This window comes from Halorhabdus amylolytica (assembly GCF_004944975.1).
Classification (GTDB): Archaea; Halobacteriota; Halobacteria; order Halobacteriales; family Haloarculaceae; genus Halorhabdus; species Halorhabdus amylolytica.
In genome coordinates, this window is the sequence record NZ_SPQG01000004.1 from 1 (window position 1) to 21,804 (window position 21,804).

General features: G+C 61.8%; 39 protein-coding genes. 16 read left to right on the top strand and 23 right to left on the bottom strand.

The features are described from left to right. Window positions 1-91: 91 nt before the first annotated feature. The 15 genes from E3374_RS06735 to E3374_RS06795 form a co-directional block, all read right to left on the bottom strand. The gene (locus tag E3374_RS06735) at window positions 92-1,183 is read right to left on the bottom strand and encodes a hypothetical protein (RefSeq protein ID WP_136688318.1); all 1,092 of its coding nucleotides are present in this window, start codon (window positions 1,181-1,183) and stop codon (window positions 92-94) included. Further along, the gene (locus tag E3374_RS06740) at window positions 1,180-1,608 is read right to left on the bottom strand and encodes a hypothetical protein (RefSeq protein ID WP_136688319.1); all 429 of its coding nucleotides are present in this window, start codon (window positions 1,606-1,608) and stop codon (window positions 1,180-1,182) included. Before E3374_RS06740 ends, E3374_RS06735 begins: the two co-directional genes overlap by 4 nt. Further along, entirely contained in the window at window positions 1,605-1,970 is a 366-nt protein-coding gene (locus E3374_RS06745) for a hypothetical protein (RefSeq protein ID WP_136688320.1), read from the bottom strand. Before E3374_RS06745 ends, E3374_RS06740 begins: the two co-directional genes overlap by 4 nt. 91 nt (window positions 1,971-2,061) lie before the next feature. Then, window positions 2,062-2,421 carry a hypothetical protein gene (locus tag E3374_RS06750; RefSeq protein ID WP_136688321.1) on the bottom strand — a complete coding sequence of 120 codons (360 nt, stop codon included), beginning with the start codon at window positions 2,419-2,421 and terminating at the stop codon, window positions 2,062-2,064. A gap of 21 nt (window positions 2,422-2,442) precedes the next feature. Continuing rightward, window positions 2,443-3,189, bottom strand: a complete 747-nt coding sequence (locus E3374_RS06755; RefSeq protein ID WP_136688322.1) for a hypothetical protein — start codon at window positions 3,187-3,189, stop codon at window positions 2,443-2,445. A 1-nt stretch (window position 3,190) separates the two neighbouring features. Next, window positions 3,191-3,718 carry a DUF3800 domain-containing protein gene (locus tag E3374_RS06760; RefSeq protein ID WP_136688323.1) on the bottom strand — a complete coding sequence of 176 codons (528 nt, stop codon included), beginning with the start codon at window positions 3,716-3,718 and terminating at the stop codon, window positions 3,191-3,193. Further along, entirely contained in the window at window positions 3,718-4,023 is a 306-nt protein-coding gene (locus tag E3374_RS06765; protein ID WP_136688324.1) for a hypothetical protein, read from the bottom strand. Before E3374_RS06765 ends, E3374_RS06760 begins: the two co-directional genes overlap by 1 nt. Before the next feature lie 97 nt (window positions 4,024-4,120). After that, entirely contained in the window at window positions 4,121-4,276 is a 156-nt protein-coding gene (locus E3374_RS17125) for a hypothetical protein (protein ID WP_169051797.1), read from the bottom strand. A 3-nt stretch (window positions 4,277-4,279) separates the two neighbouring features. Further along, window positions 4,280-5,059: an ATP-binding protein gene (locus E3374_RS06770; RefSeq protein WP_136688325.1), complete on the bottom strand. Its 780-nt coding sequence runs from the start codon at window positions 5,057-5,059 to the stop codon at window positions 4,280-4,282. After that, window positions 5,056-5,688 carry a hypothetical protein gene (locus tag E3374_RS06775; protein WP_136688326.1) on the bottom strand — a complete coding sequence of 211 codons (633 nt, stop codon included), beginning with the start codon at window positions 5,686-5,688 and terminating at the stop codon, window positions 5,056-5,058. The genes E3374_RS06770 and E3374_RS06775 overlap by 4 nt, the downstream gene beginning before the upstream one ends. Further along, on the bottom strand, window positions 5,681-5,857 hold the full coding sequence (locus E3374_RS17130; protein ID WP_169051798.1) for a hypothetical protein: 177 nt from the start codon (window positions 5,855-5,857) through the stop codon (window positions 5,681-5,683). The genes E3374_RS06775 and E3374_RS17130 overlap by 8 nt, the downstream gene beginning before the upstream one ends. Further along, window positions 5,857-6,393: a hypothetical protein gene (locus E3374_RS06780; protein ID WP_136688327.1), complete on the bottom strand. Its 537-nt coding sequence runs from the start codon at window positions 6,391-6,393 to the stop codon at window positions 5,857-5,859. Before E3374_RS06780 ends, E3374_RS17130 begins: the two co-directional genes overlap by 1 nt. Then, window positions 6,390-7,040, bottom strand: a complete 651-nt coding sequence (locus E3374_RS06785; protein ID WP_136688328.1) for a hypothetical protein — start codon at window positions 7,038-7,040, stop codon at window positions 6,390-6,392. Before E3374_RS06785 ends, E3374_RS06780 begins: the two co-directional genes overlap by 4 nt. Next, window positions 7,037-8,149 carry a hypothetical protein gene (locus E3374_RS06790; RefSeq protein WP_248299408.1) on the bottom strand — a complete coding sequence of 371 codons (1,113 nt, stop codon included), beginning with the start codon at window positions 8,147-8,149 and terminating at the stop codon, window positions 7,037-7,039. Before E3374_RS06790 ends, E3374_RS06785 begins: the two co-directional genes overlap by 4 nt. Next, window positions 8,146-8,382, bottom strand: a complete 237-nt coding sequence (locus E3374_RS06795; RefSeq protein ID WP_136688329.1) for a hypothetical protein — start codon at window positions 8,380-8,382, stop codon at window positions 8,146-8,148. Before E3374_RS06795 ends, E3374_RS06790 begins: the two co-directional genes overlap by 4 nt. 102 nt (window positions 8,383-8,484) lie before the next feature. Here E3374_RS06795 and E3374_RS06800 point away from each other — a divergent pair, with 102 nt between their 5' ends. Both E3374_RS06800 and E3374_RS06805 read left to right on the top strand, forming a co-directional pair. Then, a complete protein-coding gene (locus E3374_RS06800) occupies window positions 8,485-8,703 on the top strand; it encodes a hypothetical protein (RefSeq protein WP_136688330.1) in 219 nt (72 codons plus the stop codon). 88 nt (window positions 8,704-8,791) lie between these two features. Beyond that, a complete protein-coding gene (locus E3374_RS06805) occupies window positions 8,792-9,556 on the top strand; it encodes a hypothetical protein (protein ID WP_136688331.1) in 765 nt (254 codons plus the stop codon). A 32-nt stretch (window positions 9,557-9,588) separates the two neighbouring features. Here E3374_RS06805 and E3374_RS06810 read toward each other — a convergent pair whose 3' ends face one another. Continuing rightward, window positions 9,589-10,245: a recombinase family protein gene (locus tag E3374_RS06810; protein WP_136688332.1), complete on the bottom strand. Its 657-nt coding sequence runs from the start codon at window positions 10,243-10,245 to the stop codon at window positions 9,589-9,591. A 147-nt stretch (window positions 10,246-10,392) separates the two neighbouring features. Here E3374_RS06810 and E3374_RS06815 point away from each other — a divergent pair, with 147 nt between their 5' ends. Both E3374_RS06815 and E3374_RS06820 read left to right on the top strand, forming a co-directional pair. Then, window positions 10,393-10,680, top strand: a complete 288-nt coding sequence (locus E3374_RS06815) for a DUF433 domain-containing protein (protein WP_136688333.1) — start codon at window positions 10,393-10,395, stop codon at window positions 10,678-10,680. 5 nt (window positions 10,681-10,685) lie between these two features. Next, window positions 10,686-11,030 carry a DUF5615 family PIN-like protein gene (locus E3374_RS06820; RefSeq protein WP_136688334.1) on the top strand — a complete coding sequence of 115 codons (345 nt, stop codon included), beginning with the start codon at window positions 10,686-10,688 and terminating at the stop codon, window positions 11,028-11,030. A gap of 17 nt (window positions 11,031-11,047) precedes the next feature. Here E3374_RS06820 and E3374_RS17135 read toward each other — a convergent pair whose 3' ends face one another. Beyond that, the gene (locus tag E3374_RS17135) at window positions 11,048-12,241 is read right to left on the bottom strand and encodes a hypothetical protein (RefSeq protein WP_169051795.1); all 1,194 of its coding nucleotides are present in this window, start codon (window positions 12,239-12,241) and stop codon (window positions 11,048-11,050) included. 257 nt (window positions 12,242-12,498) lie between these two features. On the opposite strand from E3374_RS17135, the gene E3374_RS06830 reads away from it, so the two are divergent. Further along, window positions 12,499-12,903 (top strand): hypothetical protein, encoded by a 405-nt coding sequence (locus tag E3374_RS06830; RefSeq protein WP_136688335.1) that lies wholly within the window; start codon window positions 12,499-12,501, stop codon window positions 12,901-12,903. Here E3374_RS06830 and E3374_RS06835 read toward each other — a convergent pair. Together E3374_RS06835 and E3374_RS18065 are read right to left on the bottom strand one after the other, a co-directional pair. After that, window positions 12,900-13,190 (bottom strand): winged helix-turn-helix domain-containing protein, encoded by a 291-nt coding sequence (locus E3374_RS06835; RefSeq protein WP_136688336.1) that lies wholly within the window; start codon window positions 13,188-13,190, stop codon window positions 12,900-12,902. The two genes, E3374_RS06830 and E3374_RS06835, sit on opposite strands and share 4 nt — an antisense overlap. A gap of 11 nt (window positions 13,191-13,201) precedes the next feature. Further along, window positions 13,202-13,405 (bottom strand): phage repressor protein, encoded by a 204-nt coding sequence (locus E3374_RS18065; RefSeq protein WP_248299409.1) that lies wholly within the window; start codon window positions 13,403-13,405, stop codon window positions 13,202-13,204. Between the two features lie 435 nt (window positions 13,406-13,840). Between E3374_RS18065 and E3374_RS06845 the strand changes: the two genes are divergently transcribed. The 5 genes from E3374_RS06845 to E3374_RS06860 all read left to right on the top strand — a co-directional run bounded on the left by E3374_RS06845 (window position 13,841) and on the right by E3374_RS06860 (window position 15,870). After that, entirely contained in the window at window positions 13,841-14,173 is a 333-nt protein-coding gene (locus E3374_RS06845; RefSeq protein WP_136688338.1) for a hypothetical protein, read from the top strand. A 75-nt stretch (window positions 14,174-14,248) separates the two neighbouring features. Continuing rightward, window positions 14,249-14,467, top strand: a complete 219-nt coding sequence (locus E3374_RS06850) for a sigma factor-like helix-turn-helix DNA-binding protein (RefSeq protein WP_136688339.1) — start codon at window positions 14,249-14,251, stop codon at window positions 14,465-14,467. Next, window positions 14,460-14,594, top strand: a complete 135-nt coding sequence (locus E3374_RS17840) for a hypothetical protein (protein WP_282568445.1) — start codon at window positions 14,460-14,462, stop codon at window positions 14,592-14,594. Before E3374_RS06850 ends, E3374_RS17840 begins: the two co-directional genes overlap by 8 nt. Beyond that, window positions 14,591-14,815, top strand: a complete 225-nt coding sequence (locus tag E3374_RS06855; RefSeq protein WP_136688340.1) for a DUF7389 domain-containing protein — start codon at window positions 14,591-14,593, stop codon at window positions 14,813-14,815. The genes E3374_RS17840 and E3374_RS06855 overlap by 4 nt, the downstream gene beginning before the upstream one ends. After that, window positions 14,812-15,870 (top strand): tyrosine-type recombinase/integrase, encoded by a 1,059-nt coding sequence (locus E3374_RS06860; RefSeq protein ID WP_136688341.1) that lies wholly within the window; start codon window positions 14,812-14,814, stop codon window positions 15,868-15,870. The genes E3374_RS06855 and E3374_RS06860 overlap by 4 nt, the downstream gene beginning before the upstream one ends. A gap of 226 nt (window positions 15,871-16,096) precedes the next feature. On the opposite strand, the gene E3374_RS06865 is transcribed toward E3374_RS06860, so the two are convergent. Together E3374_RS06865 and E3374_RS06870 are read right to left on the bottom strand one after the other, a co-directional pair. Beyond that, window positions 16,097-16,498 carry a hypothetical protein gene (locus tag E3374_RS06865; protein ID WP_136688342.1) on the bottom strand — a complete coding sequence of 134 codons (402 nt, stop codon included), beginning with the start codon at window positions 16,496-16,498 and terminating at the stop codon, window positions 16,097-16,099. Beyond that, a complete protein-coding gene (locus tag E3374_RS06870) occupies window positions 16,495-16,773 on the bottom strand; it encodes an AbrB/MazE/SpoVT family DNA-binding domain-containing protein (RefSeq protein WP_136688343.1) in 279 nt (92 codons plus the stop codon). The genes E3374_RS06865 and E3374_RS06870 overlap by 4 nt, the downstream gene beginning before the upstream one ends. Window positions 16,774-17,111: 338 nt before the next feature. Here E3374_RS06870 and E3374_RS06875 point away from each other — a divergent pair, with 338 nt between their 5' ends. Continuing rightward, window positions 17,112-17,621, top strand: coding sequence for an SGNH/GDSL hydrolase family protein (locus E3374_RS06875; RefSeq protein ID WP_136688344.1), 510 nt, complete (start codon window positions 17,112-17,114; stop codon window positions 17,619-17,621). Between the two features lie 29 nt (window positions 17,622-17,650). Here the strand turns inward: E3374_RS06875 and E3374_RS06880 are convergent, their stop codons facing one another. Further along, on the bottom strand, window positions 17,651-17,941 hold the full coding sequence (locus tag E3374_RS06880) for a DUF424 domain-containing protein (protein ID WP_169051806.1): 291 nt from the start codon (window positions 17,939-17,941) through the stop codon (window positions 17,651-17,653). Window positions 17,942-17,966: 25 nt separating this feature from the next. Further along, entirely contained in the window at window positions 17,967-18,719 is a 753-nt protein-coding gene (locus tag E3374_RS06885; RefSeq protein ID WP_136688346.1) for a tetratricopeptide repeat protein, read from the bottom strand. A 54-nt stretch (window positions 18,720-18,773) separates the two neighbouring features. Between E3374_RS06885 and thpR the strand changes: the two genes are divergently transcribed. The 5 genes from thpR to E3374_RS06910 all read left to right on the top strand — a co-directional run bounded on the left by thpR (window position 18,774) and on the right by E3374_RS06910 (window position 21,411). Next, window positions 18,774-19,331 carry an RNA 2',3'-cyclic phosphodiesterase gene (gene thpR / locus E3374_RS06890; protein WP_136688347.1) on the top strand — a complete coding sequence of 186 codons (558 nt, stop codon included), beginning with the start codon at window positions 18,774-18,776 and terminating at the stop codon, window positions 19,329-19,331. A 129-nt stretch (window positions 19,332-19,460) separates the two neighbouring features. Continuing rightward, entirely contained in the window at window positions 19,461-20,264 is an 804-nt protein-coding gene (locus E3374_RS06895) for a ZIP family metal transporter (RefSeq protein WP_136688348.1), read from the top strand. A 51-nt stretch (window positions 20,265-20,315) separates the two neighbouring features. Continuing rightward, window positions 20,316-20,468, top strand: coding sequence for a 50S ribosomal protein L39e (locus E3374_RS06900; RefSeq protein ID WP_136688349.1), 153 nt, complete (start codon window positions 20,316-20,318; stop codon window positions 20,466-20,468). Continuing rightward, window positions 20,465-20,743, top strand: a complete 279-nt coding sequence (locus E3374_RS06905; protein ID WP_136688350.1) for a 50S ribosomal protein L31e — start codon at window positions 20,465-20,467, stop codon at window positions 20,741-20,743. Before E3374_RS06900 ends, E3374_RS06905 begins: the two co-directional genes overlap by 4 nt. A 2-nt stretch (window positions 20,744-20,745) precedes the next feature. Then, a complete protein-coding gene (locus tag E3374_RS06910) occupies window positions 20,746-21,411 on the top strand; it encodes a translation initiation factor IF-6 (RefSeq protein WP_136688351.1) in 666 nt (221 codons plus the stop codon). The last annotated feature ends 393 nt before the right edge of the window (window positions 21,412-21,804 follow it).

The window sequence follows — 21,804 nt, forward strand, 5'->3', positions numbered from 1 at the left end:
GCCAGTCCCGCCGGCATTTGCCTCCTCGTAGTCCGAATCATCATCGTCCGAGCCGCCGTATTCTGTGGTAGGCGTAATCATGTGTACACTATTAGATGTAGTGAGCGTGAGATCCAGGCACTATTTCGCCGTCGATACTGACGATTGTTGCACTATGGTCACTATCCGCGACTGAGAGTCCTACAACCACATCGTTCACCGTGATTGTATCTCCGTCCTCGCCACTCGTCAGCGATGAAGCGACCTGTAGTGTCCCGTCACCAAGCAATATCTCTAAATCGGCGTAATCGTTGGAATACGCCGTGATTGTTGAGACATAGGCTGGACCATATCGAATTGGCTCCCCATTAATGTCAAATTCCGGGTTAGACAGGGTGAATTGACTGAAATCGACGGTGAACGATGTCCCCGTCGATTGCGTCGACGTCGGGGGCGAGTGGTGAGCCGTCGAGTTCCCCGCGTGATTGTTCAGTTCGTTCTGTGTCGCGGGGTCGAAGGCGAGTTCAGACCCGCCGACCTGACCGTTGGCGATCTCCCCGGACGTCACGGCGCCAGTGGCGATTTGCGACGTATCCACGGCGCCGAGGGCCAGCTTTGCCGTCGAGACCGCTTGATCGGCGAGTCCGCCGGTCGGGACCGGGTACGTGTGGTGAGCGTCGGACGGCGCCGCGTGGTTGTCGAGTTCGTTCTGTGTCGCGGGGTCGAACCCGAGTTCGGCGAGCCCGACCTGACCGTCCGCGATCTCCCCGGATGTCACGGCCCCGGCCGCCAGTTGTTCCGTGTCGACCGCCCCGTTCGCAATCAGCGCGTTGGTCACGGCGTTCGCCGCGATCTCCGACGTCGTGACGGCGTCGAGGGCGAGTTGTGCCGTGTCGACCGCGTCGGCCGCGATCAGCGCGTTCGTGACGGCGTCGGCGGCGATCTTCGCCGTCGTGACCGCGTCGGTGTCGATCCCGGCGGTCGGGACCGGGTAGGCGTGGTGATCGGCGTCGGCGACGTCGACCAGGGCGTCGTGACTCACGACACCGGTCTTTTGCCACGAACTCCCGTTGTAGACCTTGACCTCGTCGTTCGCGGTATCAAACCACGACTCGCCTTCTTCCGGGCCGACTGGCGGGTTCGGCTCGCTATCCTGAACGTAGGTGAACAGGAACTTCGGGATCGTTGAGCCGACCGTGGTCATTCGTTCGTCCCTCCGATCCAGAAGCCTTCAGTTGCGACACCGGTCCCGTCCGGATCGCGGAACGTCACCGAGTCGATCATCAGCGTGTCGAGGGCGAGCGTGACGCCGTTCAGCGGGACGCCGTTGATCGCATCCCCGCCAGCGGTCGTAATGTCCGCAACGATCGAATCACCGCTCGCCGTCAAGACGAGTTCGTATATCGTCGGATCGGGGTCGACTGTGAGCGGGTAGCCCGCCCCGCCGAACGATCCAGCCCGATCGTAGTTGTTCGTCTGGATCGCCTCGGTCTGGAGGACATCGCGCACCTCCTCGACCAGTGTCCGGACAGTTTCGAGTCGTTCGTCCGTCGCGGCGTGCTTCTTGCTCCCGTCAGCGTCCAACACCTCGCGGATCTCCTCGATCTCCGAGTTCGTGTCGATCGTCATCCCGTCACCTCCTCCCAACCGATCACCTGCACGGTCGTCATCCGGGCGTCACCGGCCGAGACGTTGCGAACGATCACCTCGATGCGTTCGTTCCACTGGTAGGACGGGATAAACGTCACTTCGAGATTGTCGATGTCCGTGGGCGGGACGCTGGCCGGCCCGTACCGCGTCTCGCCGTCGAGGAGGATTTCGTAGGTCGCTCCGGCGTACTTGCTGGCGGCGACGATCGGGAGCATCGCCGTCGTTGACGCCCCCTCGGGCTCGAAGACGGCCGTCATCTTCTCGCCTTCATCGAGGACGGCCGTCTCGGTCTCGTTGTAGGGGGCGTCTGACGATCCCGGGCAGGGTGCGAGCCCGACCATTACGACCCCTCCGTGAGTCGATCATCGAGGACGTCCCGCTCGTGCTTGCGCTTCTCCCCCTCAGACATCTCCTCGACGTCTCTGTCGGTTCTCATCGGCGGTTCACCTCCATGTAGACGAGCGCCAGGAACAACACCGAGTTGACCCCGGTCCACAGGAGGATAGCGTCCTGATGGGACAGATTCCCAGGCGCGAACAGCGACGCCGCACTACTCGGGAGGTCGCCGCTCGTGGATAGACTGCTGTCGAGCCCGGGCTCGGGTTGCTGTCCCTGCTGGCCGGCCGACTGCTGTCCCTGCTGGCCGGTTCCCTGGGGGCACGAGCCGCCCCCACAGGTCCCGGACGCACGACAACCGCCCGAGCCCCCGGTCGCCGAGGGCGTCGCTGTCATCGCGTGATACTGTCCCTCGGTGCCGCCGCTGGCGGTCGAGTTGATAGCTGGTGCCTGCATGAGTATCGAGTGGCCGCGGGGTCAGCGCCCCATGCTGGCCTTGATGACGTTGATGAGTCCGGGCACGGTGTCCTGGGCCTGCTCGACCGGGATGTGAAACAGCGCGTTGGTCGGCGTGTTCCCGTGGCCGTCAGGATCCTCAAACCGGACTTCGAACGGTGCATCGACGTAGACGTTCAGCTTCATGTCCGACGAGAGGTAGGGCTTCCACCCCTCGCCAAACTGGAAGTATTCGGGCTGTTCCTGCTGATCCTGCTTATGCAGTCGGGCGAGTTGGTTGGTCCAAAGCCGTTGCGACGCACTCGTCTCCGCGTTCGGGATTTCCTTGTAGATTGAGACCGTCGCCGGGTCAGCCGTCATGTACCAGACGTACACGTCGCTCTCGGTGCCGGCGTCCGTGACGTCGATCGAGTCGTTCGCGTAGTCGACCGTATCCGGAGCGCCGTAGTACTCGCCGTCGAGGTAGACCACGACGTCCTGCGTGTTCGGCGACTCGATGACGTCCTGCGCGAGATTGAACGTCTCGCTGTTGTCGGCGGTGGCGTCGGTCGGCCCGAGCTTCTCGAAGGCCGGCAGTGCGACCTTGAAGCGGTTCGACCGGCCGGACCGGAGCCGAACCGGCGTATCGAGCGTCAGACTTCCGACGAGCGACCGTTCGCCGGGGGTGTTCGCCTCCGTGACGCCCTCCTCGCGGAGTGTCCGCGGCGTGATCTCGTCGTTCAGGCCCGGGGTGCGTTCGAGCCGGGTAGCGACGTCCGCGGCCGCCATTTTACCGCCCCCGAGTGTACGGCCCCTTGATCGCCGACGGGTCGACCTCGATCCGGGAGTTCGACCAGTCGATTTGTGCGGTCCCCTCGGCCGAGAGGAACAGTTCCTCGATGTCGGTGATCTGCAAGAACCGGACCGTATCCGATCCCTCGAACTCCGGCTGCGTCAGGACGTGCTTCGACTCATCGACGTAGTCCTGATTCGCCTGTTCGGCGAAACTGGTGTTCTGGTAAAACGATAGGTTGCTCACCTCCCGGGAGACCTTGAACCGGGAGTCGGAGTTACTCGGCGAATACTCCCACTGAAGAGAGGTACTCACCGGGAGCGGGTCGTCGTTGCTGTCCCGAAAGTCACCGTAGACGGGGACACCGACCTGATCGCCGCGGGCGACCATGTTCAGAATCCGGATCATGTTCCCCCGCTCGGGCGAGACCGCCAGGATCGGGGTCATCTGCTCCGGAACGTTCTGACGAGTGTCGACCATGTCGGGCGCCGTGCCCTCGAAGACTTCGATCGAGCCGTCGGACATCAGTTACCACCCCCGAGTTCGAGGATCGTCTCTTTGAAGCCGAAGTACTCGGCGGCCGAGCCGACCGAGAACAGCATTCCGCCGGTGACGAGATCGCGGCGGAACTCCCGCGGTGCGAAGGCGTAACTCCCGGCGGCGACACCGGCACCGGCCGCGATCCCGGCGGCCTCGTCGGGGCCGGGCGTCGCGCCGACGATGAGACTGTCCACGATTGCGCTTCCTGCGTAGCCCCCGCCGACGGTCGCCGCCCGCGTCCAGGCGTCGACGTCGGTGAGGACGTCCATACTGTCAGCAAGTTCTGGCATGATGCACCCGAACCTACGCAAATCCCTGATTATAGTGGGTAACGCGCAGGATTTTGCGATCTCGATGGTGTTGGTCGGATTCCGACCAAAACGGTCGCTACCAGTGATCGCCGTCGTAGTGTTCGAGTAGTTCGTCGACGACGCGAGGTTTCGAGACCTCGTATCCGAGTTCTTCCTCGAGAGACTGCTTCACCTCTCTGAACTTGCGGGCTCGGCCGCCGTGGAGGTGGACGTGTTCGGATTCGGTCGCCATCTTTCACCCTGGGATCGAGAGCGAGAGTGATTCAGGCCCGTAGTGGGTCGAGTCCATGCTCAGATCGCCGCTGTTGATCCGGCGCTGTTCGCCGTCGTCATTGCTGTAAATCCATTCCGAGCCGACTACCCGACCATCCTCCTTGAATTTCCGGACCGGAATCGGTCCCTCGTCGGCGTGAAGTTCGTCGGGGAGCCCCGCCACTCGGCCGCCGTTGACCTTGTGGACGTCGGCCGGGTAGCCGATGTTCCCGCTGATCTTGCCCAGGTCGTTGTCGCTCTGGAAGCCCCCGAGCATATACACCATCATCTCGCCGATCGGCGTCTCGTCGAGCTTCGCGAGTCGTTGCGTGATCCAGAGACTCGCCGCCTGGCCCCGGCCTTCGGTGGCGAGATCTTCAATCGCACTTGGGTAGGATCCGCGCTGCGGGGCGACCTTGTGGGCCTCGTCGATGACGACCAGGACGTCCTCGGACATCGCCATCGCCGCCCGGACGATCTTCGCGACGACGTCCTTCCAGGCGTCGCCGTTCAGCTGGTGGCGGGCCAGCACGACCCGCGGGTTCGCCTCAATGAACTCCTGCCAGCCATCCGGGGACATGCCGGCTTCCTTGTGCCCGACGACGCCCCACTCGGCGAGCCCGGCCTTCACGAGACCGCGGAACTCGTCACGACGGTCCAAGATGACGACGTACGGATAGTTCGGCAGGTTGTCCTCCGTCCAGTACTGAGCGAACCAACTCTTTCCCCAGCCGCTTTTTGCGGCGATCAGAGCGTGCGTCATGCGTCGTCGAGCCTGGCCTCCAGTTCGGCGATCCGTTCGTTTTTGCGCTCGATCTCGTCGGCAAGAAGGTGAATCGCCTGGGTGTTTCGACCGATCGGACCGGCGAGGACTTGCTGATACGCCCGTCCGGGGCTCCAGTTGACCACAGACGCGACGAACTCTTTCAGCGAGATCCCGTATTTCGTTTGGACGTGGTTTTCAGCCGCCCAGCCGATCCGGGCCCGGTCGGCCTCGTCGAGCGGGACATCGACGACATCGGCCTCGTAGTACTGTTGGTACCAGTCTTCGAGTGTATCGCGGTACTCATCGGGGCCGAGTCCGACGTACTGCCGGGCCTTCTCCGGTTGGTCCATCAGTTGCGGGGCAACGTTGGACCACCACCACGCTTCTCGATCATCGTCAGCGATCGCGTCGGCGAGATCGAGGAGCTGGGCGCGGCGGGCTGCGGGATCATGATCGACGTCGACGTCGTCGCGATCAGCGGCGTCGAGCGCCCGGTTGAGGGCGGCACCCTGGTTGGCCTCGATCGTCGCGATCGTGTTCGCGAGTGCCTGGGCAATCGGCGTCTCGGAAGGCGTGATTTGGCTCGCCATCCGCTGGGCCATCGCCTCTTTCGCGCCGTCAAGCATCGGTCTCGACCTCCTGCCAGCGGTAGGCGAGTGATTGAGTCTTTCCGCAACGCTCGCACTCGTAGCCCGGCATGATCGTCCCGTGCCGGAAGACTCGGGCCCCAGTCAGCCGGTGGCCGACGACCGCACACTTTGCCCGGCGGCCGAGCCAGCGGGCGATCTGGAGCATCACCCGCGCACCTCCTCGGCGACGCCCTCGACGAGATCCGGATCGTCCATCGCGACCATGCCGCCGAACATCACCGTCGAGATGAGGATGGCCTGGCCGGGCGAGAGTTCGTCGATGCCGCCCTGCTCTTCGAGCCACTCGTCGACGTACTCGTCGATCTGGAGATCGCGGGCCATGTCGCCGTACTCCTCAACGAGATCCGAGCGCTCGTCGGATTCCGCCGAGCCGTAGCTGGCCCTTGCGACCGCCGCACCCATGCCGAGGGCGTTGCAGTAGATGTCCCCCGGTGTGACGCGGTCGCTGGCGGTCGCGTCCATCGACGGGGGCGCTTGGTCGTCGTCACCGTCCGCGGTGCTGTCGTCGGTCTCTGCGTCGCTCTCCTCGTCGCTGTCGGCCCCGGCCGCGGCCTCGATCTCGTCGGCGACGGCGGAGAAGTCGGCCATCTCCTCGTCTTCGATGTCCGGCTGTTCGTCCTCGTCGGGATCGGCGTCCGGTTCCTCGACGTCGGGTTCGTCGAGATCGGCGTCGGCGCTCATTCTTGGTCCTCCATCGTCGGGGCGGCAAAGCCTCCCTCCGGCGGGGCCGGTTCGTCATCGTTGACGGGTTCGGGCTCGGTCGGTTCGTCGACGTCGTCGGAGCGGGTGTAGAGGTACAGCAGGGCCACCATGAGCAGGATCGCGGCCCCCGCTGCCAGGGTGGTCTTGCTGACCGGGATCGGGATAGACCCGATTCCGGCGCTTGAGGGCGGTGAAGCGCTCGATTCGTCCGCTTCCGAGCCGTCACTGTCCCCCTGCTCTACCTGCTTGCGCTGTCGGTCGAGTTCCTCGTCGGTCGGCATAGCGGGTTTCTCTGGGTGGTCGGTTTCGGTGGTTTCGGCCGCTTCACCGCGCTCGTCGTCCTGTTCTCGGTCGTCCGAATCGGAGCCATCGGTACCGCCCCCGTCAGCGCCGCCTTCAGCGGGGGGCTCGGCGGCGGTCTCGTCCCGGTCGTCGTCGGGCTGCTGGCCCTCGGTTTCGGTCGCTTCGGGGTCGGTCTCCTGGTCGGTCTGTTCGTCGACCGCCGCCCGGAGCGCCGCTACGTCCCGGTGAGCCGGGTCGCTTTTCGAGTTGATGTGATTCTTGATACTGCCCGGTTCTCCTGTGTAGTCGCACCCCTCCGCGGGGCAAGTGATCTCCTCGGTCATAGCGTCCCCTGGCCGCCCTCGGCGACCTGGAAAGCATCGGGTCGCTGCTGTTCGGTGGTCGATTCAGCCTCGACGTCGTCGCGCTCGTCAGCGAGTAGTCCGCCCGGATTCTCCTCGACGGTCTCGACGGTCTCGCCCTGGCCGGTCTCACCGGTCTCGCCGCCCGCGAGTCGGGCCTGGTCGTTCGCTCGCCCGCCGCCGAGCGCCTGTTGGTCGTCAAACTCGACGACGTCCTCGTCGCGTCTGTCTATGTGCTCGTGCAGCATCGAGAGTCGGTGTTCGTCAGGGACCTCGGCGAGCGACTCGAGTAGAGCGTGGAGTTCCTGGGGCTTTTCGACGTCCTGGCCGGTGTCCTCGCGGATCGCCGCCATTGCCGCCCAGGCCTGTTCGGCGTGCCGGCGCTGGGTCCGGACGGCGTCGGTGAGTTCCCGGAGCGATGCGAGCGCAGCCCGGTAGCCACCGAGTGCGCGGGAGTACGCCCCGGCTTGCTTGCCCGTGAGTTGCTGCTGTTCGGGCTCGTCGTCGTGACGATCGTCGGCGTCAGCGAGCAGGTCGTCGACCTCGTCGGGATCGTACCCGCAGGCGTCGGTCAAGAACTCGCAGGCGTCGGGATCGCCGTGGCGACAGTGGCCGGCGGCGTGGTCGCACTCCTCGGCCTCCGCGGCCCGAGCGGCTCGGCCAGCGCGTTCGAGGGCGCTGTCCTCGCTGTCCAGGCGTCGACCGCCGCCTTCGCGAGCGGCGCGGCGCATCACCTCGCGGTGTTCGTCGACGACGAGCGTCGGGTCGTAGTAGCTGAGCCAGTCGTCGACGCCCTCGTCGCGGGCGATCGCCTTCACGGCGCGAGCGTGGGGGACGCTGGCGTTGCCGACCGAAAAGTCGATCTCGTCTTTCTCGGCGTCGGAGAGTCCGACCTGGCCGGTGGACGTCTCACGTTCGGCGCGTTCATCCATCGCGTCGCGTTCGGCCTGGTCGAGCAGCCACTCCGGCGTTCCCGATCGGAACGTGACCGTCTTCAGACGGGCGTCGTCGTCGGGACAAATGTGGTCGGGGTGTTCATCGCGGTAGGTGTCGGCGACGGCTTTGCTGCCGAACTCGACTGTCGGGCTCATGCCTCGGGTTCGTCCGATTCCTGCGGCTCGTCATCACTCTCGACGTCGTGATACTGAGCAACCCACTCGGCAAGTGCGTCGCGGGCCGGCTCGGGCGCGGCACCGTCGCCGAGGTACTCGTAGGCGTCGATGTCGGGCTCGTCGTCGGGGATCTCGAAGGCGTGAGTCTCGCCGTCGATGATGACGTGGCGTTCGGTGCATCCAGCAACGTGGTGCGTCTCGACTTGAGACATCATGCGATCCCCGGCCCGTCACCCCCTCAAGGCTCGCCAAAACAGAGAGTGTAGGTCCTGTAAATACGGACGTTTTAGTGACGGTATCGGCATGATAGCGATATGAGCACGCGAACGCGGCCGACGGAGGAAATCATCCAGGCCGCCCGGGATGAATCGCTCGTTCCGCTCGGCGAATATTCTGCCCAAGACGGTGGATCAGGGCTGCGATTGTGGTTGCCCACTGTGGCCCAGGAGTCCCTCGATGCCGATGTCGGTGACGACTTCGAAAGTTGGTTCGACCAGGAGACCGGCGCGATCGTCTTTCTGCCGGCCGAGTGAATAGCCGTCAATCCGCGCAGAAACAGCCCAATAGTGTTTTTCCGAAATCCCGCAAGACATTTTGTGTTATAAGTATGCTATATAATACATGGACATATTGAGTTGGGTGAGGGAATTGCCACAAGGCATTGGCTGGAAGGAGATTTTCATAGGATTTCTCATCTCTATACTTTTATCCCCAATTTTCTCGATGCTTGTCACTCCAGTATACGTTTCAGTTGGCGTCTATTCAACACCGCAGATAGACGCGAGTGTGGAAAAAGTCGATCCAGAATACCCTTCTGGTGCAAAAATTGAACGATTTGATAATCTAACTTGGGAACCAGACTATTCAGTGTATCGGACAAGATTCACTCACGAATCAGGCCCTATCCTTTCTAGAGCTGTTTTTGAAGTTCGTTTCCCTGGATGTGTTAAGCAAGCTGAAGTCCCCTCGTCCCAGGGCTCTGGCAGTATTACAATCAATGCTCCTCTCAATCCAAGAATAGAGGCACTTGAGCGCCCCGATTCAGAGGTGCTGGGGTGTACTAGTCAGATCGTTACTGAAAACATTCACAATCACGAAGGATATACAGTGGAGTTTGTTGTTGAACATAATTTCTCAAGGTGCGATGTATTATCTGCGTATAATCCAAATAAACGCTTTTTCATTGATCAGACTTGGCGACAAAATGGTCAAAAAATGGAGGAACGCCATGTTGGTGAAATTAAGAACGCCAACGAAGAGTTCCGCAATATAGGATTGCCATCTAACTCGACAAAGTTAGTTCAAAAAGAGGATTATTCGGCGTATCTATTCGGGATTGGGAATGGAGACAAAAATGCGGCTATGAACCAGTGTTTTGGCACATAAAGAGTGCTTTCCTAATTTGATAAATATTTTTCCTATAATCCATATAGATGGGCGCGTTCAAGTGCCCGGCCGATCGTTTTTCGAGCGCATCCCAGGCTTTCGGCCGCTTTCCTCTTCGATAGCTCGCCTTTTTGAATACTTTCGAGTGTTGCGACGACATTGTGATAATCCGAGCTCTCGACGAGCCGGCCGTCGTCTTTCTCGAAACCGAGCGGGGCGGGGCCGTGATGGTAGTCCTCGTTCTGCTGTCGGGCGGCGATTCCTTCTTTGGTCCGCTGCTGGGCCATGTTCGCCTCGAGTTCGGCGAAGACGCCGAGAAGTTGGAAGAGTGCAGTCTGATAAGGGTCAGACTCGTCGGGCCGGAGCGTCAGCCCCTCGTTGATGATGTGCAGTTCCACACCGGCGTCCTCAAGACGCGTGGCTGTACGCTCGAGATCGGAGATTGACCGACAGATTCGGGAGATACTGAGCACGACGACGGCGTCGAGATCGCCGTCCTCGGCGTCGGCCATCATCTCCTGATAACCCGACCGATCCACGTCGGTCCCGGTACTCTTGTCCTGATAGCGTACGATGTCGTCGAGATCGACATCGAGAGTCTCTTGGGCGTACTCGGCGGTTTGGCTGACCTGCCGATCGAGATTCTGATCGGTCGTCGAGACGCGACAGTAGGTCGCGATTTTGTCCATGGTTGCGCACAGGGTAATCTCCTACATAAAGCTCCGAATTTACGCACAGGCTGTGCGAGAACCACCGTTCTCGAACATGGGTTCGTTAGATACGGAGGTTGAAGACCCCCGCAAATTGAAATACCTGACAGACGTACTATGCCACAGATGTCCCAGCAGACCGATCGGATCGTACAGAACGTCCACGACGAGCCTCACATCGAGGGGAGTCGGATTACTGTGCAGTTCATCAAAGAGCGTGTCGAGGGGCGCGGACTGGATCCGAAGACGGTCGCCAGCCGGCACGACCTGGACGTCGCCGACGTCTACCGGGCGCTGACGTACTATCACGAGCATCCCGACGAGATGCGCGAAGTCGAAGCACAACGTCGGGAGCGGATTGAAGCTGGGCACGACGATCCGGATGTCGTCACCGGTCCGGAGGATCTCGAGTAAGAGCCATGCAGGTGCGGTTCTTGCTCGACGAAGACACCGAGGCGAGTCTTGCGAATAAACTCTCCGCCAGCGGGCACGACGTCAAGCGTGTCGTTTCGGCCGATTCTCTTGGCCGGGGCACGGACGATCCGGATGTCTGCGCATTCGCACTGAAGACGGATCGGACCATCGTCACCCACGACGACGACTACCTGACCTTCGACACTGAGAAACACGCTGGCGTGTTTTTCGTGCCGAATCAGCGACTTTCTGCGCATCGTATCTATTCCATCATCCAACATGCACTCCAGGAGTTCGAGGACGAATCGGCGTTGCCGGCCGTCCTGTATCTTACCGAAGACTGGTTGTGACGGACGTTTAAGCGCAGTTAGACCTGATAGAGAGTAGCTTGTACACTCTGGTAATTTTCCGGACAATCACCAACACCCCACCCTTCTCCCGTGGTCTCGATGTATGAGTACTTTCGCCCGTCGAGTTCCCAATACCATCCAGACGGTTCCGAATTCCAAATCCCGGCAGCCATATGACCAGGCGGCTGAATTAAGACCATATCGTAGTTGAAAGGCTCGGCCTCCAGAATCGATGCAAGCATGATCGCAGTATCTTCGCAGTCTCCTTCCATCTCGGTTAACGTCTCGATGATGAACTTGGTGTAATCGTCGTAGCCAGTACTCACATCGTCCGTAACATAGGGGAGAGACTGAACGAAATCGACAACAAATTCTATGGCCTCGAACTCCTCAAAACCGAGTTTATCAGCTTCATCCTTCAGCAGCGATGCGATCTCCCCGCCAGTTCCCTCAGTCAGTTCATAGGATACGTACTCCGGTCGGGATCGCCCGCGTGATCGCTGGCTTGCTGCTGCATGGGCGTCCTTGTAAGCGAAGAAATTGAAGGTCCACTGCTGCCCCCGTGTCCGACCGCTCAATTCCAACTTATATGCACCCTCCACTTCATTTCGCGTGTAATTTTCTCCTGAATCGTCGTCAAGACTACCGTCGTACTCCGTTCGTTCAATCGTTACTTCATCGTCCTCGAATTCAAAAGGATCCGTCTGCATTACCGCGGTAACCTTCTCAAAATCGGGATCATCCGTATCGATATCTGCCGGACACAATGCAACAATATAGTAGTATTTTTGATCGATGTCGATGAAATCGGCATTGATAGTTAGTGTGAGAGACGGCTGTTCAGTTCGATCAAACCGATCGGTAAACGTCTCGTCGATGACGGCCCCTTTCGGGAATTCATGAAGGGCAGCGTATACTTTCGCTTCGTCATAGTCCGTTTCGGGGTGGTCAGGATCTATCGTCACTGACACGCTTCGGGAGCTGTAGGACTCGATACGAGAGGTATCCTGCCAATCCTCATCGTCGACCGAGAGAGTGTTCGCTTCCGGTGTTTGTGTCGGTGTGGCTGTCTCCGTTTCTGTTTCTGTGGCTGTCTCCGTTTCCGTTTCTGTTTCTGTGGGTGTCGAGGTTACCGTCGTCATCGCCTCCAAAACATCTTCTCGTTCCTGTACTTCGGGATCATTCGGAGCGTAATCTTCGCTATCGATCACACCGTCGCCGTCCGAGTCCTGAATCGTCGTCCCGTCGCCCGAGTCCGAACACCCAGCCAGCAAAACCGATCCCGACGCGATTCCGGAAAGTAGCTTACGTCGCGAAAGTTTACTACGCACGTTCACTAACTCGATCCGTCAGCGAGTTATAGATTTGGGAGTTATCCGCGCAAGGCCCGATGGATCGATGGTGTCGGCTGATTCCTAGCGTCGAGATCGCCGGTACAATTTTACTGATCCCCCGAGATAATCGCGGCGTGTTCGAAAATTACAATTTCGAATTAGAAGCAGCACTGAAAGGAATAGGTTTGACGCTGTTGTTGGTGCTGCCAAGCCTGTATCTCGTCGCGGTGGGAGCTTCTATCCAAAACCAGCCTCTTCGGGTGCTTGACGCCGAGGTTGTTACAGGAGTTGCATTCTGGCAAGTTATCTTCATTCTTATCTATATTCTTCGTCGGTCGTTCAAGACCGATCCGAGCGCAGCAGCAGGCCAGCAGCCCCCGCAGAGTGGGTATCAACAGCCGCCTCAACAACAGTACCAGCAGAGGCAACCTACTCAACGAGGACCAGTTCAGAACCAACAGCCCGCCCGCGATCAACGACAACAGCAACCACAGAGCCAAAACCAGCAACGGCAGGATCAACAGCATCAGCAGGGTTAGCCCCGGAGAAAGCGCCGAACCCTCGGAGTGGGTTGATTCCTGGCGTCGAGGTTGCCCTCGAGAAACATCTTCCCGCGTTTGGTCAACTCCCAGTGGGCGCGATCAGTCGTCACCGTGTCGACTAACTCAGCGTCGGCAAGGGCGTAGCAGCGCTCGCGAACCCGGTTGTAACTGGCGAACAGTTCAACCTCGCGGGTGATCGTTGCGGCCGTCGCGAGATCGTGCTCGTCGAGATATTCGAGAATCCGCTCGTCAAGCGGGACCATCCACGGGGCTGGCTGGCGCACGCTCTACCACCTCACACCCCGTTCTCCGCTTCGGTATCGGTCGCGGTCGGACCCGTCTGTCCGTCTTGGATGTAGGCCTCGTTCTCGGCGTCGTAGTCGCCTTCGAGGTAGGCCTCACCGATGTCCGTGATCGTGTAGACCCCATTTCCAAGCGGGGTGAGAAAACCCTTTTCAGCGAGTTTGTTGCACCGGCGAGAGACGTGCGTATTTGACACGTGGATCGAGTCGGATTTCGACAACTCTCCCACTGATGCCGAAGCTTCCGATTTTTCGGACAAGTACTCAAGTATGCGATCGTCCCATACCGTCATCCACGTTCCGGATTGTCGCATTAGGTGAGTAGATGGCATATTTCACCCTATTTGTAACGTATTTCATATATTGTCGGAATGAGACCGTTTCAGTCCCACCATAACATATATGTGAAGTTGGCCCATTGGACGACAGTAGGAGCCGCTTACCAGGATAGAGACGACACTGGTTGGCTTCGATGCCGGGCCGACGTTGCAGCGCCGGCCCGAAAACGGCGGTTCCTGGGCCTGTACTATGCCCGAAACCGAACGCACGGGGCTTGCACCCCGTACCGACAGAGACGGATCGCGCGATCAAAAAGTTACGCTTCTGCGGGCTTTCCGAGGGGTGACCGTGGGATGACTCGCGACGATCTCCTCAATCCGCGCCTCCTGCCGAAGCCGTACTCACCTGCCGTCGTTTACACTACCGACAACGAGCGGACTTTCGTCGCTGACGTCAATCTACTGGAGAACGGCTGGGCCAGCCTGAAACGCTGGGACCGCTCCCGTGTGAAGGTCCCTGCCCACCGCATCGAGCAGATCGAGATGGCCCCGACCGAGACGACCCGGCAGGAGGACATGGTTGGCGTGCAGATCGTCGACGACGACGCGCTGGAAGAAGCGCGCCGTCTCGCCCAGCCGACCGTCGAGGCCGACACCGACCAGGTGGGGGAAGTCGCCGATGACTGACGTCACCGTGCCGCGACCCGCCGCTTCTGCCGCGCGCCCCTTCATGATCGCACTGGTCCAACGGAGTGATCCACGATGAGTGCGGCCCAGCAGTCCCAACTCGACGAGTACGAGCCTGATCTCTCTAGACTGACGCCTGCCGAGCGAGAGGCCTTCGAGACCGTCGAGATTCGGGGCAGGAGCGGCCGCGAGTACGCCCGCCGGACGGAGCGCTCCTGGGGTACTGTTAGTAACCTGCTGATGCGAGCCCGCGAGAAACTGGATATTTATCCGGACGGTGGTCGTGATGAGTGAGTTCGACTGTGATCACTGTCCGGCGAGCTACCAGACGTCCGGCGGACTTGGCCGGCACGTGATGCGCGAGCATCCCGAGGTAGTTGAGGCCCAGCTCGCGACCGATCAGCGGAAGGTGGTCGCATGAGTGACGACGTCTACGAGTACACGGTCAAGCTGAAGCGGGGTGACGGCCACGACGTCCAGAAGTGCAAAGTCACGGCGGACACGATCGAGGAACTCGACCGGCGCGTCGAGAACGTCCGTGAAAAGCTGGCCGACTGGGCTACCGAGTACCGCGCCATTCAGCCCCGCGAGCGCCCGCTCGCCGACGATCAACAGCGTTTCGAGGAGGTCGGTGAGGCGTGAGTCGACGGCCCGACCCGACGGAGCTGTCGCCCCCGGCGGCTGTCCAGCGGTACCTCCGCCGTCGCAAGCCCGATTCGACCGAGCAGAGCATCCACGGCTGGGAGTACCGCCTGAAGCTGTTCGTCGAGTGGTGTGAGTCAGTGGGCATCACCGAAGTCGGCCAGCTCGAAGGCTACGATCTCGACGAATACTACGAGATCCGGAGCGCCGATATCGCGCCGGCGACTCTCGAGGGCGAGATGTGGACGCTCCAGATGTTCCTGGAGTTCCTCGAAGACATCGAGGCCGTCAACGACGGACTCTCTGAGAAGGTCCGGATTCCGAATCTCGACCCCGAAGACCGGTCAAACGATACCAAGCTCGCGACCGAGGACGCGCAGGCCTTGCTGGCGTACTACCGGGACGATCCCGAGGCCTACGGGACGCGAGCCCACGCCTACCTCGAACTGGCGTGGTACACTGGAGCGCGCCAGGGCGGGCTGCGGGCGCTCGATCTTCGGGACGTCGAGTTGGGTGAGAACCCGTACGTCGAGTTCCTCCAACGGCCCAACACGGGGACGCCGTTGAAGAACAAGCGCGCCGGCGAGCGTCCGGTCGGACTGACCCACGAGACGGCCGACGTTCTGCAAGAGTACATCGCCGAGCATCGGTACGATGTCCACGACGAGGAGGGGCGTCAGCCGTTGCTGGCGAGCGCACAGGGCCGGCCGACGCCGAACACGATTCGCGTGTGGTCGTATCTCGCCACACAGCCCTGTCTTCATGGTCCGTGTCCCCACGGGAAGGCCCGCGAGACCTGCCTGTGGACGGAGTATTCGCATTCCAGCAAGTGCCCGTCGAGCCGGTCGCCCCATCAGATCCGGACGGGGACGGTCACGTGGCTGCTCAATCAGGGCTGGCCGCCGGAGGATGTCGCCGAGCGGGTGAACGCGAGCGTCTCGACCATCGAGCAGCACTACGACAAGGCCGACCCGGAGCGACGCCGACAGCGTCTCCGCGATCGGATGGAGGACCGCCGTCGACCACTGCTGAACGACTTGGAGATCGAACCATGAACCCACGCATCACAGACCCGATAGATCGCTCCATAATCGCCAGACTGCAAGGGGTAGTTCCGCGTCGCGCCGGCCCACTTTCTGCCCGCGACCAAACTCGTGAGCGGGCAGCACGTGCAGCCGCGCGAATTCGAGCAGGGAAGTCCCAGCGCGCGAATGAAATGAGCGATCGTCTTCCCGTGTTCGACATTCGCGCCGGTTCACGACATCGATGGGCCGTTCGCTGTCATCCCCACACGGTCTTTTCAGTTGAGAACGCCCCATCCCTGGTGATGATCGCCTCGGTGCCTCGCACTCGGTGGTTCGCGATAAGCAGGGCGTCATGCATCGTATGATGGTCGATGAGACTGCCGTAGACCGCGAGGTCCTGGTCGTCGGTCGGGGCAATCTGTACTGGGCCGTCGTTCACGAGCCCGCGTAGCACAGCGTTCGGCGTCGTATTGACTTCGACCCCGGCGATCTTTCCTTTGTTGACCGCCGTCCAGATGGCCTCGCTTACCGTCACCGTCGGTGCCTCGATCATGTCGATGCCCTGCTCGGCACGCTCGAAAGCCTCGTCCGCGGCCGGCGGGAGCTGGTCGACGAGGTATCGGGCCATCGCCACCCCATCGGCAGTGTATCGAGTCACGGCTGCCACTCTGTCCGGCGTTTCTCGCGAATCTCGGCCTCCATTTCTTTAGCCATTTCTTCGCGCTTTTCCTCAGTGACGCTATCGTCGACGAGCATCCCGCGGCCTGCCGAGCGCGTCGCCCTTCGCACTTTGATGCCGTCCTCCGTCATCTCCCAGCGGAGTTCGTCACCTTCCTGCAGTCCCATCTCCTCGCGGAGGTCCTTCGGGATCGTTACCTGTCCCTTCCGAGTGATGCGGGTGGTCTCGCTGTCAGTATCGTTTTCAGTACTCATACAAAGTACTACGAACCGTAGTACCTAAGGGTTTGGACCTTGTTCGTGTCCGCTTCTGGGGAGAGGGCTGACCGATCACGCTGGGGGTTCCTCGCCGCCCTCAGGGCGGTACCGTCGGCGTCGCGGGCGGTACGGTCGCCCCGGACACGACCGACGGGAGCAGCGGATCGATCGATGGAAGAGGTGACGGCCGACGGGGGCAAGCAAACGGCCGATGGTCAGCCGGCCACGATCGGTTGAGTGACCGAGACTACAGAGGGAACCGCTCGGCGTTTTCGACCGCGACCACGGATCGAGACGCGACGACCGCTGGAACGACGGAACCCCCTACCTCGCCTATGGGACGTCGATCACTGAGGGGGCGTCCGCCGATCCGCACCTGGGATACGTCCCGATTGCCGCCCGACAGCTTGGCGTCGATCCGCTCACCCTGGGGATCTGGAGCGGCGTACTGCGAGCCGGTGATCGCCGAACACATCGCCGGGCGCGCGGACTGGAACGTGGCCACGATCGCTGTCTCGGTCAACGTCACCTTCTCCGGCCTGAGGGGCGGAGCTTGTCGGTGGACTCCCGTTGACCACTATTCTGGGAAACCCGTCGTCGCCGTGTCGCTGTTCCCCTATCACGCCGATATCGTCGCTGGCGACGACCCGGCGCGGGCGGCGGCCTACCGGGAGACACTCCGGACGCTCGTCAGTGATTCGTCCCACGAGAACCTTTCGCTGATCGAGGGCGAAAAGCTGCTTTCAGTGCCCGGACTGATGGACGACGCCCTCCATCCCGGCGTCGCGGGCATGATCGAGATCGGTCGCAATCTCGCGACGGAACTCGCGCCACTATTCGAATGATCACACCCGAAACTGAAAACCGCCCGGCCTCACATCCAGAGCAACTGGGCGTGAGGCGTGCCGTCGATCTCGAGGACGTTCCCCGCTTCGACGAACCCGTGTTCGATCGCGACGCCGACGGCACTCGTTCCGACGAGATTAGCCGTCCCACACCGGGCAAGACTCTCGACGACGCGTTCCTCGCTTGCGGGGTCGCCGCCGTAGAACTCCTCAGAGACCGACAGCGAGAGTTCGCCCTCGGCGAAGGTCTCTCCCAGTACGTCGGCGTCACACACCGCGACGAGTAGTCCCTCCTCGGTCTCGCGTTCGGTTAGCAACAGCCCGTCGGCTTCCTCCTCACTCATACTACTCGCGCAGCTCCTGCTGGCGCTGCTCGATCAGCTCTTCTTCGGTCTGCTGGCGCAGTTCGTCGGCCTCCTCGACGAGTTCCTCGGCGCGTTCGTCCTCGCCGACCTGTTCGTGGGCCCGGGCCTTCTGTTCGAGGAGATCCGCGCTCCGGAACCCGAGCCGGACGGCGTTGTCGAAGGCGTCGATGGCCTCCTCGGCCAGTCCGCGTTCGAGCAGGAAGAAACCACGATTGTACCACGCCTGGGCGAAGCGGGGGTCGATCTCGACGGCCCGCTCGGCGTGTTCCAGAGCCTGCTCGGACTGACCGGATTCCCACAGCGCGTAGGCGAGGTTGGTCTCGGCCGTGGCGGCGTGCTCGGAGTCGGAATCGAGGTCCAGGGCTTCCCGGTAGGCACCGATAGCCTGGTCGTACTCCTCGAGTTCGGCGTGGGCGACGCCCTTGTTCGTCCAAGCCTCTTGGGCGATCCCGTCGTCGTCGGCGAACCGGGCGGCCCGTTCTAAGGCCTCGGTGGCCTCCTCGAAGCGCTGGATGCGCGTGTACTCCAGGCCGACGTCGAGCAGGCTCTCGGCGTCGACCGCGTCGTCGGCCAGATTGCGCTCGTCGAGCAGGTCGCTCACGACTCTGGAGTCGACGGGGTCGACCGAGTCCGGGTCGACGGCGAGTTCGGGCGGTTCGAGATCGAAGCCCTCGTAGGGCTCGGAGAAGCCCTGGCCCTCGGAGAAACGATGGTCCTCGGAGTCATCAGTCATTACTATCGGTTGGCAACGCGGAAGGTTAAGGCCTGCGTCACCGGATAGGGACATATGAGCAAGCGACTATTCGTCAGTGTCGACCTCGACGGCCTCGGCGAGGAAGTCGCCGCCGTCCAGGAGCGCTTCGAGGGTGCATCGGGCCTGAACTTCGTTGATCCCAACCAGGCACACGTCACGCTGAAGTTCCTCGGTGACACCGACCCCGACCGCCTGCCGGAACTCACAGCGGAACTCACGGCGGCCGTCGAGGATAGCGGTGTGGGCTCCTTCGAGACGGAATTTGGCGGACTGGGTGCGTTCCCGAGTACCGACTACATCAGGGTCGTCTGGCTCGGGGTCCGCGACGGGAGCGAGCAACTGTCCCGCCTGTACGAGGCCATCGAGGAACGCACAGTCGCGATGGGTTTCGACGAAGAAGAGCACGACTTCACACCCCACGTTACCCTGGCGCGCATGAATCATGCCGGCGGCAAGGAACTCGTCCAGGAAATCCTCCGGGAAGACGACCCAACCGTCGGCACCATCGACGTCGAGACAGTCAAACTGACCGAGAGTGTTCTCACCGACGACGGCCCCGAATACTCGACCGTCGAGTCGTTCGAACTCTGAGTTGTGACATTAACTCCCGTTCGAACTGTGGGCGGCAACACGATTTAGGCCCGCTAAACGACTTAGGCTCACCAAAATAGGTAGGAATATTGATAATTGTTAAGTGGGTCACGCCCCAAGGGACAGGTGATGGCACTGCTGGCCAACCTGACGCTGGTGTTCGTCGCGGGATTCATTACGGCGCTGGCGACCGGACTGGGCGCACTCCCGTTCTTTCTGGTCGAGGACATCAGTGACCGCTGGTACGTCGCCCTCTGGGGGCTGGCCTCGGGGATCATGCTCGCGGCGTCACTGTTCGGGCTGATCTTCGAAGGGCTGGCAGAGGGAACGGCTTTCGAGATCGCAGTCGGCATGGGCGCGGGCGTCCTCCTGGTGATCGCTGCCCATCGCGTGCTGGACGATGTCGACTTCGATCCCAAGGAGTACGCCGAGGCGGACTACAAGAAACTCGTGCTCATCCTCGGGATCCTGACGGTCCACAGTTTCCCCGAGGGCGTGGCAGTCGGCGTCTCTTTCGCCGAGTTGGGGCTAGAAGGGGCCGACGGGCCGCTCCTGTTCGGCGTGACCGTCCCGATCCTGGCGATCTTCATGACGGTCGCGATCTCGATCCACAACATCCCCGAGGGCGTCGCGATCTCGATCCCGCTGCGCTCGATGGGCGTCTCCGAGTGGCGCATGGCCTGGTGGGCGGTCTTTTCGAGTCTGCCCCAGCCGATCGGCGCGGTGCTCGCGTTCGCGTTCGTCCGACTCGCCCGGGACTTTCTGCCCTACGGCTTCGGGTTCGCTGCCGGCGCGATGATCTACCTCGTCGCGACGGAGTTCATTCCTGAGGCTCTGGAGACCGGTGCACCGCTACCCGGGGGCGGCCACCGCGAACTCGTCGGCGGTCTGGCCGCCGGCGTGGCGCTGATGGTCCCGCTCGCGTTGGTATGACTCCAGGAAAAGAACAGTCATTTAAACCGCGGCGGCGAACGCATCGACACCATGGGCAAGAAATCCAAGGGCAAGAAGAAGCGGCTGGCGAAACTGGAGCGCCAGAACAGCCGGGTCCCGGCGTGGGTCATCATGAAGACCGACCAGGACGTCCAGCGCAACCCCAAGCGTCGTCACTGGCGGCGGAACGACACTGACGAATGAGTGCCGACGAGTTCGAGGAGCGGGTCCTGACCGTCCCGCTTCGTGACGTCCGTGCGGAGCCGAAAGGCGAACGCGCCGACAGGGCGATGTCGATCATCCGTGGCCACCTCGCTCAGCACTTCTCGGTCGCCGAGGATGCTGTCCGGCTGGACCCCTCGGTCAACGAGGAGATCTGGTCGGACGGTCGCTCGAACCCGCCGAGTAAGGTCCGTATCCGGGCCGCCCGCTTCGACGAGGAAGGCGAAAGCATCGTCGAAGCAGAGCCCGCCGAGTAACTTTGCTCCGCGCGGCCTTCGCCGGTTCGACGTACGTCGGCGTCTATGCACGCGCCACCGACGAGTATCTACTCCTCCGCCCGGACGCCGACACAGACCTCAAAGCGGCCTTCGGCGAGGAACTCGACGTCCCCACGATCGAGACGACGATCGGCGGGGCGAGCACGGTCGGTGCACTCGCGACCGGCAACGACAACGGCCTGCTCGTCACGAGCCGGATCACCGATACCGAACGCGACCGACTGACCGAAGCGCTCGACCGCCCGGTCGTGGAGCTTCCGGGCCGGATCAATGCCGCCGGGAACGTCGTCCTCACGAACGACAACGGGGCGTACGTCCATCCGGATCTTCCCAGAGAGGCCGTCCAGGCTATCAAGGACGCCCTCGACGTACCCGTCGAACGGGGTGACCTGGCCGGCGTCCGGACGGTCGGCACAGCAGCGGTTGCCACCAACCGCGGCGTACTCGCTCACCCGCAGGCGACCGACGACGAACTCGACCGACTGGAAGCGGTTCTGGACGTACCTGCGGACGTGGGAACGATCAACTACGGCGGCCCCCTGATCGGATCGGGACTGGTCGCCAACGGAAACGGCTACGTCGTCGGTCAGGACACCACCGGCCCGGAACTCGGGCGGATCGAGAGCGCGCTGGGCTACATCGACTGAGTGATCGCGTTTTTCGAGTGGCTTGAGGCAACGATCCACCATCCAGAGCATACGCCCACCGTAGCAAGATCGCGAAGCGACCTTAGGGAAAAGGCGCTACCGCGAACCAGTGAGGCGGCTTCCCGGGAGTGAGAGCGCGACCCGACAGGGCGCGCCCGAGCGAGCGGGTATTTTTGGTCCAGCTTTTTGCGAGGTGGGTTCCCGCAGCGAGCCGCAGGCTCGCGAGGAAACCCACCGAAGTAAAAAGGTGGTGTAGTGGGGCCGCCGACAACTCGCTTCGCTCGTTGTCGAGCACTCAGTTTTCGTCCGTCGCTCGCGTGGCTCGCTCGGAGCGAAAACTGAGAACGCCGAGATTCGAACGTACCGAGACGGTCGGCCTCGCTTCGCTGGCTC

What these genes read in the sequence shown, in the direction of transcription:
- E3374_RS06735 (WP_136688318.1), bottom strand. Translation starts at nt 1,183, where the DNA reads ATGACCACGGTCGGCTCAACGATCCCGAAGTTCCTGTTCACCTACGTT.
- E3374_RS06740 (WP_136688319.1), bottom strand. Translation starts at nt 1,608, where the DNA reads ATGACGATCGACACGAACTCGGAGATCGAGGAGATCCGCGAGGTGTTG.
- E3374_RS06745 (WP_136688320.1), bottom strand. Translation starts at nt 1,970, where the DNA reads ATGGTCGGGCTCGCACCCTGCCCGGGATCGTCAGACGCCCCCTACAAC.
- E3374_RS06750 (WP_136688321.1), bottom strand. Translation starts at nt 2,421, where the DNA reads ATGCAGGCACCAGCTATCAACTCGACCGCCAGCGGCGGCACCGAGGGA.
- E3374_RS06755 (WP_136688322.1), bottom strand. Translation starts at nt 3,189, where the DNA reads ATGGCGGCCGCGGACGTCGCTACCCGGCTCGAACGCACCCCGGGCCTG.
- E3374_RS06760 (WP_136688323.1), bottom strand. Translation starts at nt 3,718, where the DNA reads ATGTCCGACGGCTCGATCGAAGTCTTCGAGGGCACGGCGCCCGACATG.
- E3374_RS06765 (WP_136688324.1), bottom strand. Translation starts at nt 4,023, where the DNA reads ATGCCAGAACTTGCTGACAGTATGGACGTCCTCACCGACGTCGACGCC.
- E3374_RS17125 (WP_169051797.1), bottom strand. Translation starts at nt 4,276, where the DNA reads ATGGCGACCGAATCCGAACACGTCCACCTCCACGGCGGCCGAGCCCGC.
- E3374_RS06770 (WP_136688325.1), bottom strand. Translation starts at nt 5,059, where the DNA reads ATGACGCACGCTCTGATCGCCGCAAAAAGCGGCTGGGGAAAGAGTTGG.
- E3374_RS06775 (WP_136688326.1), bottom strand. Translation starts at nt 5,688, where the DNA reads ATGCTTGACGGCGCGAAAGAGGCGATGGCCCAGCGGATGGCGAGCCAA.
- E3374_RS17130 (WP_169051798.1), bottom strand. Translation starts at nt 5,857, where the DNA reads ATGCTCCAGATCGCCCGCTGGCTCGGCCGCCGGGCAAAGTGTGCGGTC.
- E3374_RS06780 (WP_136688327.1), bottom strand. Translation starts at nt 6,393, where the DNA reads ATGAGCGCCGACGCCGATCTCGACGAACCCGACGTCGAGGAACCGGAC.
- E3374_RS06785 (WP_136688328.1), bottom strand. Translation starts at nt 7,040, where the DNA reads ATGACCGAGGAGATCACTTGCCCCGCGGAGGGGTGCGACTACACAGGA.
- E3374_RS06790 (WP_248299408.1), bottom strand. Translation starts at nt 8,149, where the DNA reads ATGAGCCCGACAGTCGAGTTCGGCAGCAAAGCCGTCGCCGACACCTAC.
- E3374_RS06795 (WP_136688329.1), bottom strand. Translation starts at nt 8,382, where the DNA reads ATGTCTCAAGTCGAGACGCACCACGTTGCTGGATGCACCGAACGCCAC.
- E3374_RS06800 (WP_136688330.1), top strand. Translation starts at nt 8,485, where the DNA reads ATGAGCACGCGAACGCGGCCGACGGAGGAAATCATCCAGGCCGCCCGG.
- E3374_RS06805 (WP_136688331.1), top strand. Translation starts at nt 8,792, where the DNA reads ATGGACATATTGAGTTGGGTGAGGGAATTGCCACAAGGCATTGGCTGG.
- E3374_RS06810 (WP_136688332.1), bottom strand. Translation starts at nt 10,245, where the DNA reads ATGGACAAAATCGCGACCTACTGTCGCGTCTCGACGACCGATCAGAAT.
- E3374_RS06815 (WP_136688333.1), top strand. Translation starts at nt 10,393, where the DNA reads ATGTCCCAGCAGACCGATCGGATCGTACAGAACGTCCACGACGAGCCT.
- E3374_RS06820 (WP_136688334.1), top strand. Translation starts at nt 10,686, where the DNA reads ATGCAGGTGCGGTTCTTGCTCGACGAAGACACCGAGGCGAGTCTTGCG.
- E3374_RS06845 (WP_136688338.1), top strand. Translation starts at nt 13,841, where the DNA reads ATGACTCGCGACGATCTCCTCAATCCGCGCCTCCTGCCGAAGCCGTAC.
- E3374_RS06850 (WP_136688339.1), top strand. Translation starts at nt 14,249, where the DNA reads ATGAGTGCGGCCCAGCAGTCCCAACTCGACGAGTACGAGCCTGATCTC.
- E3374_RS17840 (WP_282568445.1), top strand. Translation starts at nt 14,460, where the DNA reads ATGAGTGAGTTCGACTGTGATCACTGTCCGGCGAGCTACCAGACGTCC.
- E3374_RS06855 (WP_136688340.1), top strand. Translation starts at nt 14,591, where the DNA reads ATGAGTGACGACGTCTACGAGTACACGGTCAAGCTGAAGCGGGGTGAC.
- E3374_RS06870 (WP_136688343.1), bottom strand. Translation starts at nt 16,773, where the DNA reads ATGAGTACTGAAAACGATACTGACAGCGAGACCACCCGCATCACTCGG.
- E3374_RS06875 (WP_136688344.1), top strand. Translation starts at nt 17,112, where the DNA reads ATGGGACGTCGATCACTGAGGGGGCGTCCGCCGATCCGCACCTGGGAT.
- E3374_RS06885 (WP_136688346.1), bottom strand. Translation starts at nt 18,719, where the DNA reads ATGACTGATGACTCCGAGGACCATCGTTTCTCCGAGGGCCAGGGCTTC.
- thpR (WP_136688347.1), top strand. Translation starts at nt 18,774, where the DNA reads ATGAGCAAGCGACTATTCGTCAGTGTCGACCTCGACGGCCTCGGCGAG.
- E3374_RS06895 (WP_136688348.1), top strand. Translation starts at nt 19,461, where the DNA reads ATGGCACTGCTGGCCAACCTGACGCTGGTGTTCGTCGCGGGATTCATT.
- E3374_RS06900 (WP_136688349.1), top strand. Translation starts at nt 20,316, where the DNA reads ATGGGCAAGAAATCCAAGGGCAAGAAGAAGCGGCTGGCGAAACTGGAG.
- E3374_RS06905 (WP_136688350.1), top strand. Translation starts at nt 20,465, where the DNA reads ATGAGTGCCGACGAGTTCGAGGAGCGGGTCCTGACCGTCCCGCTTCGT.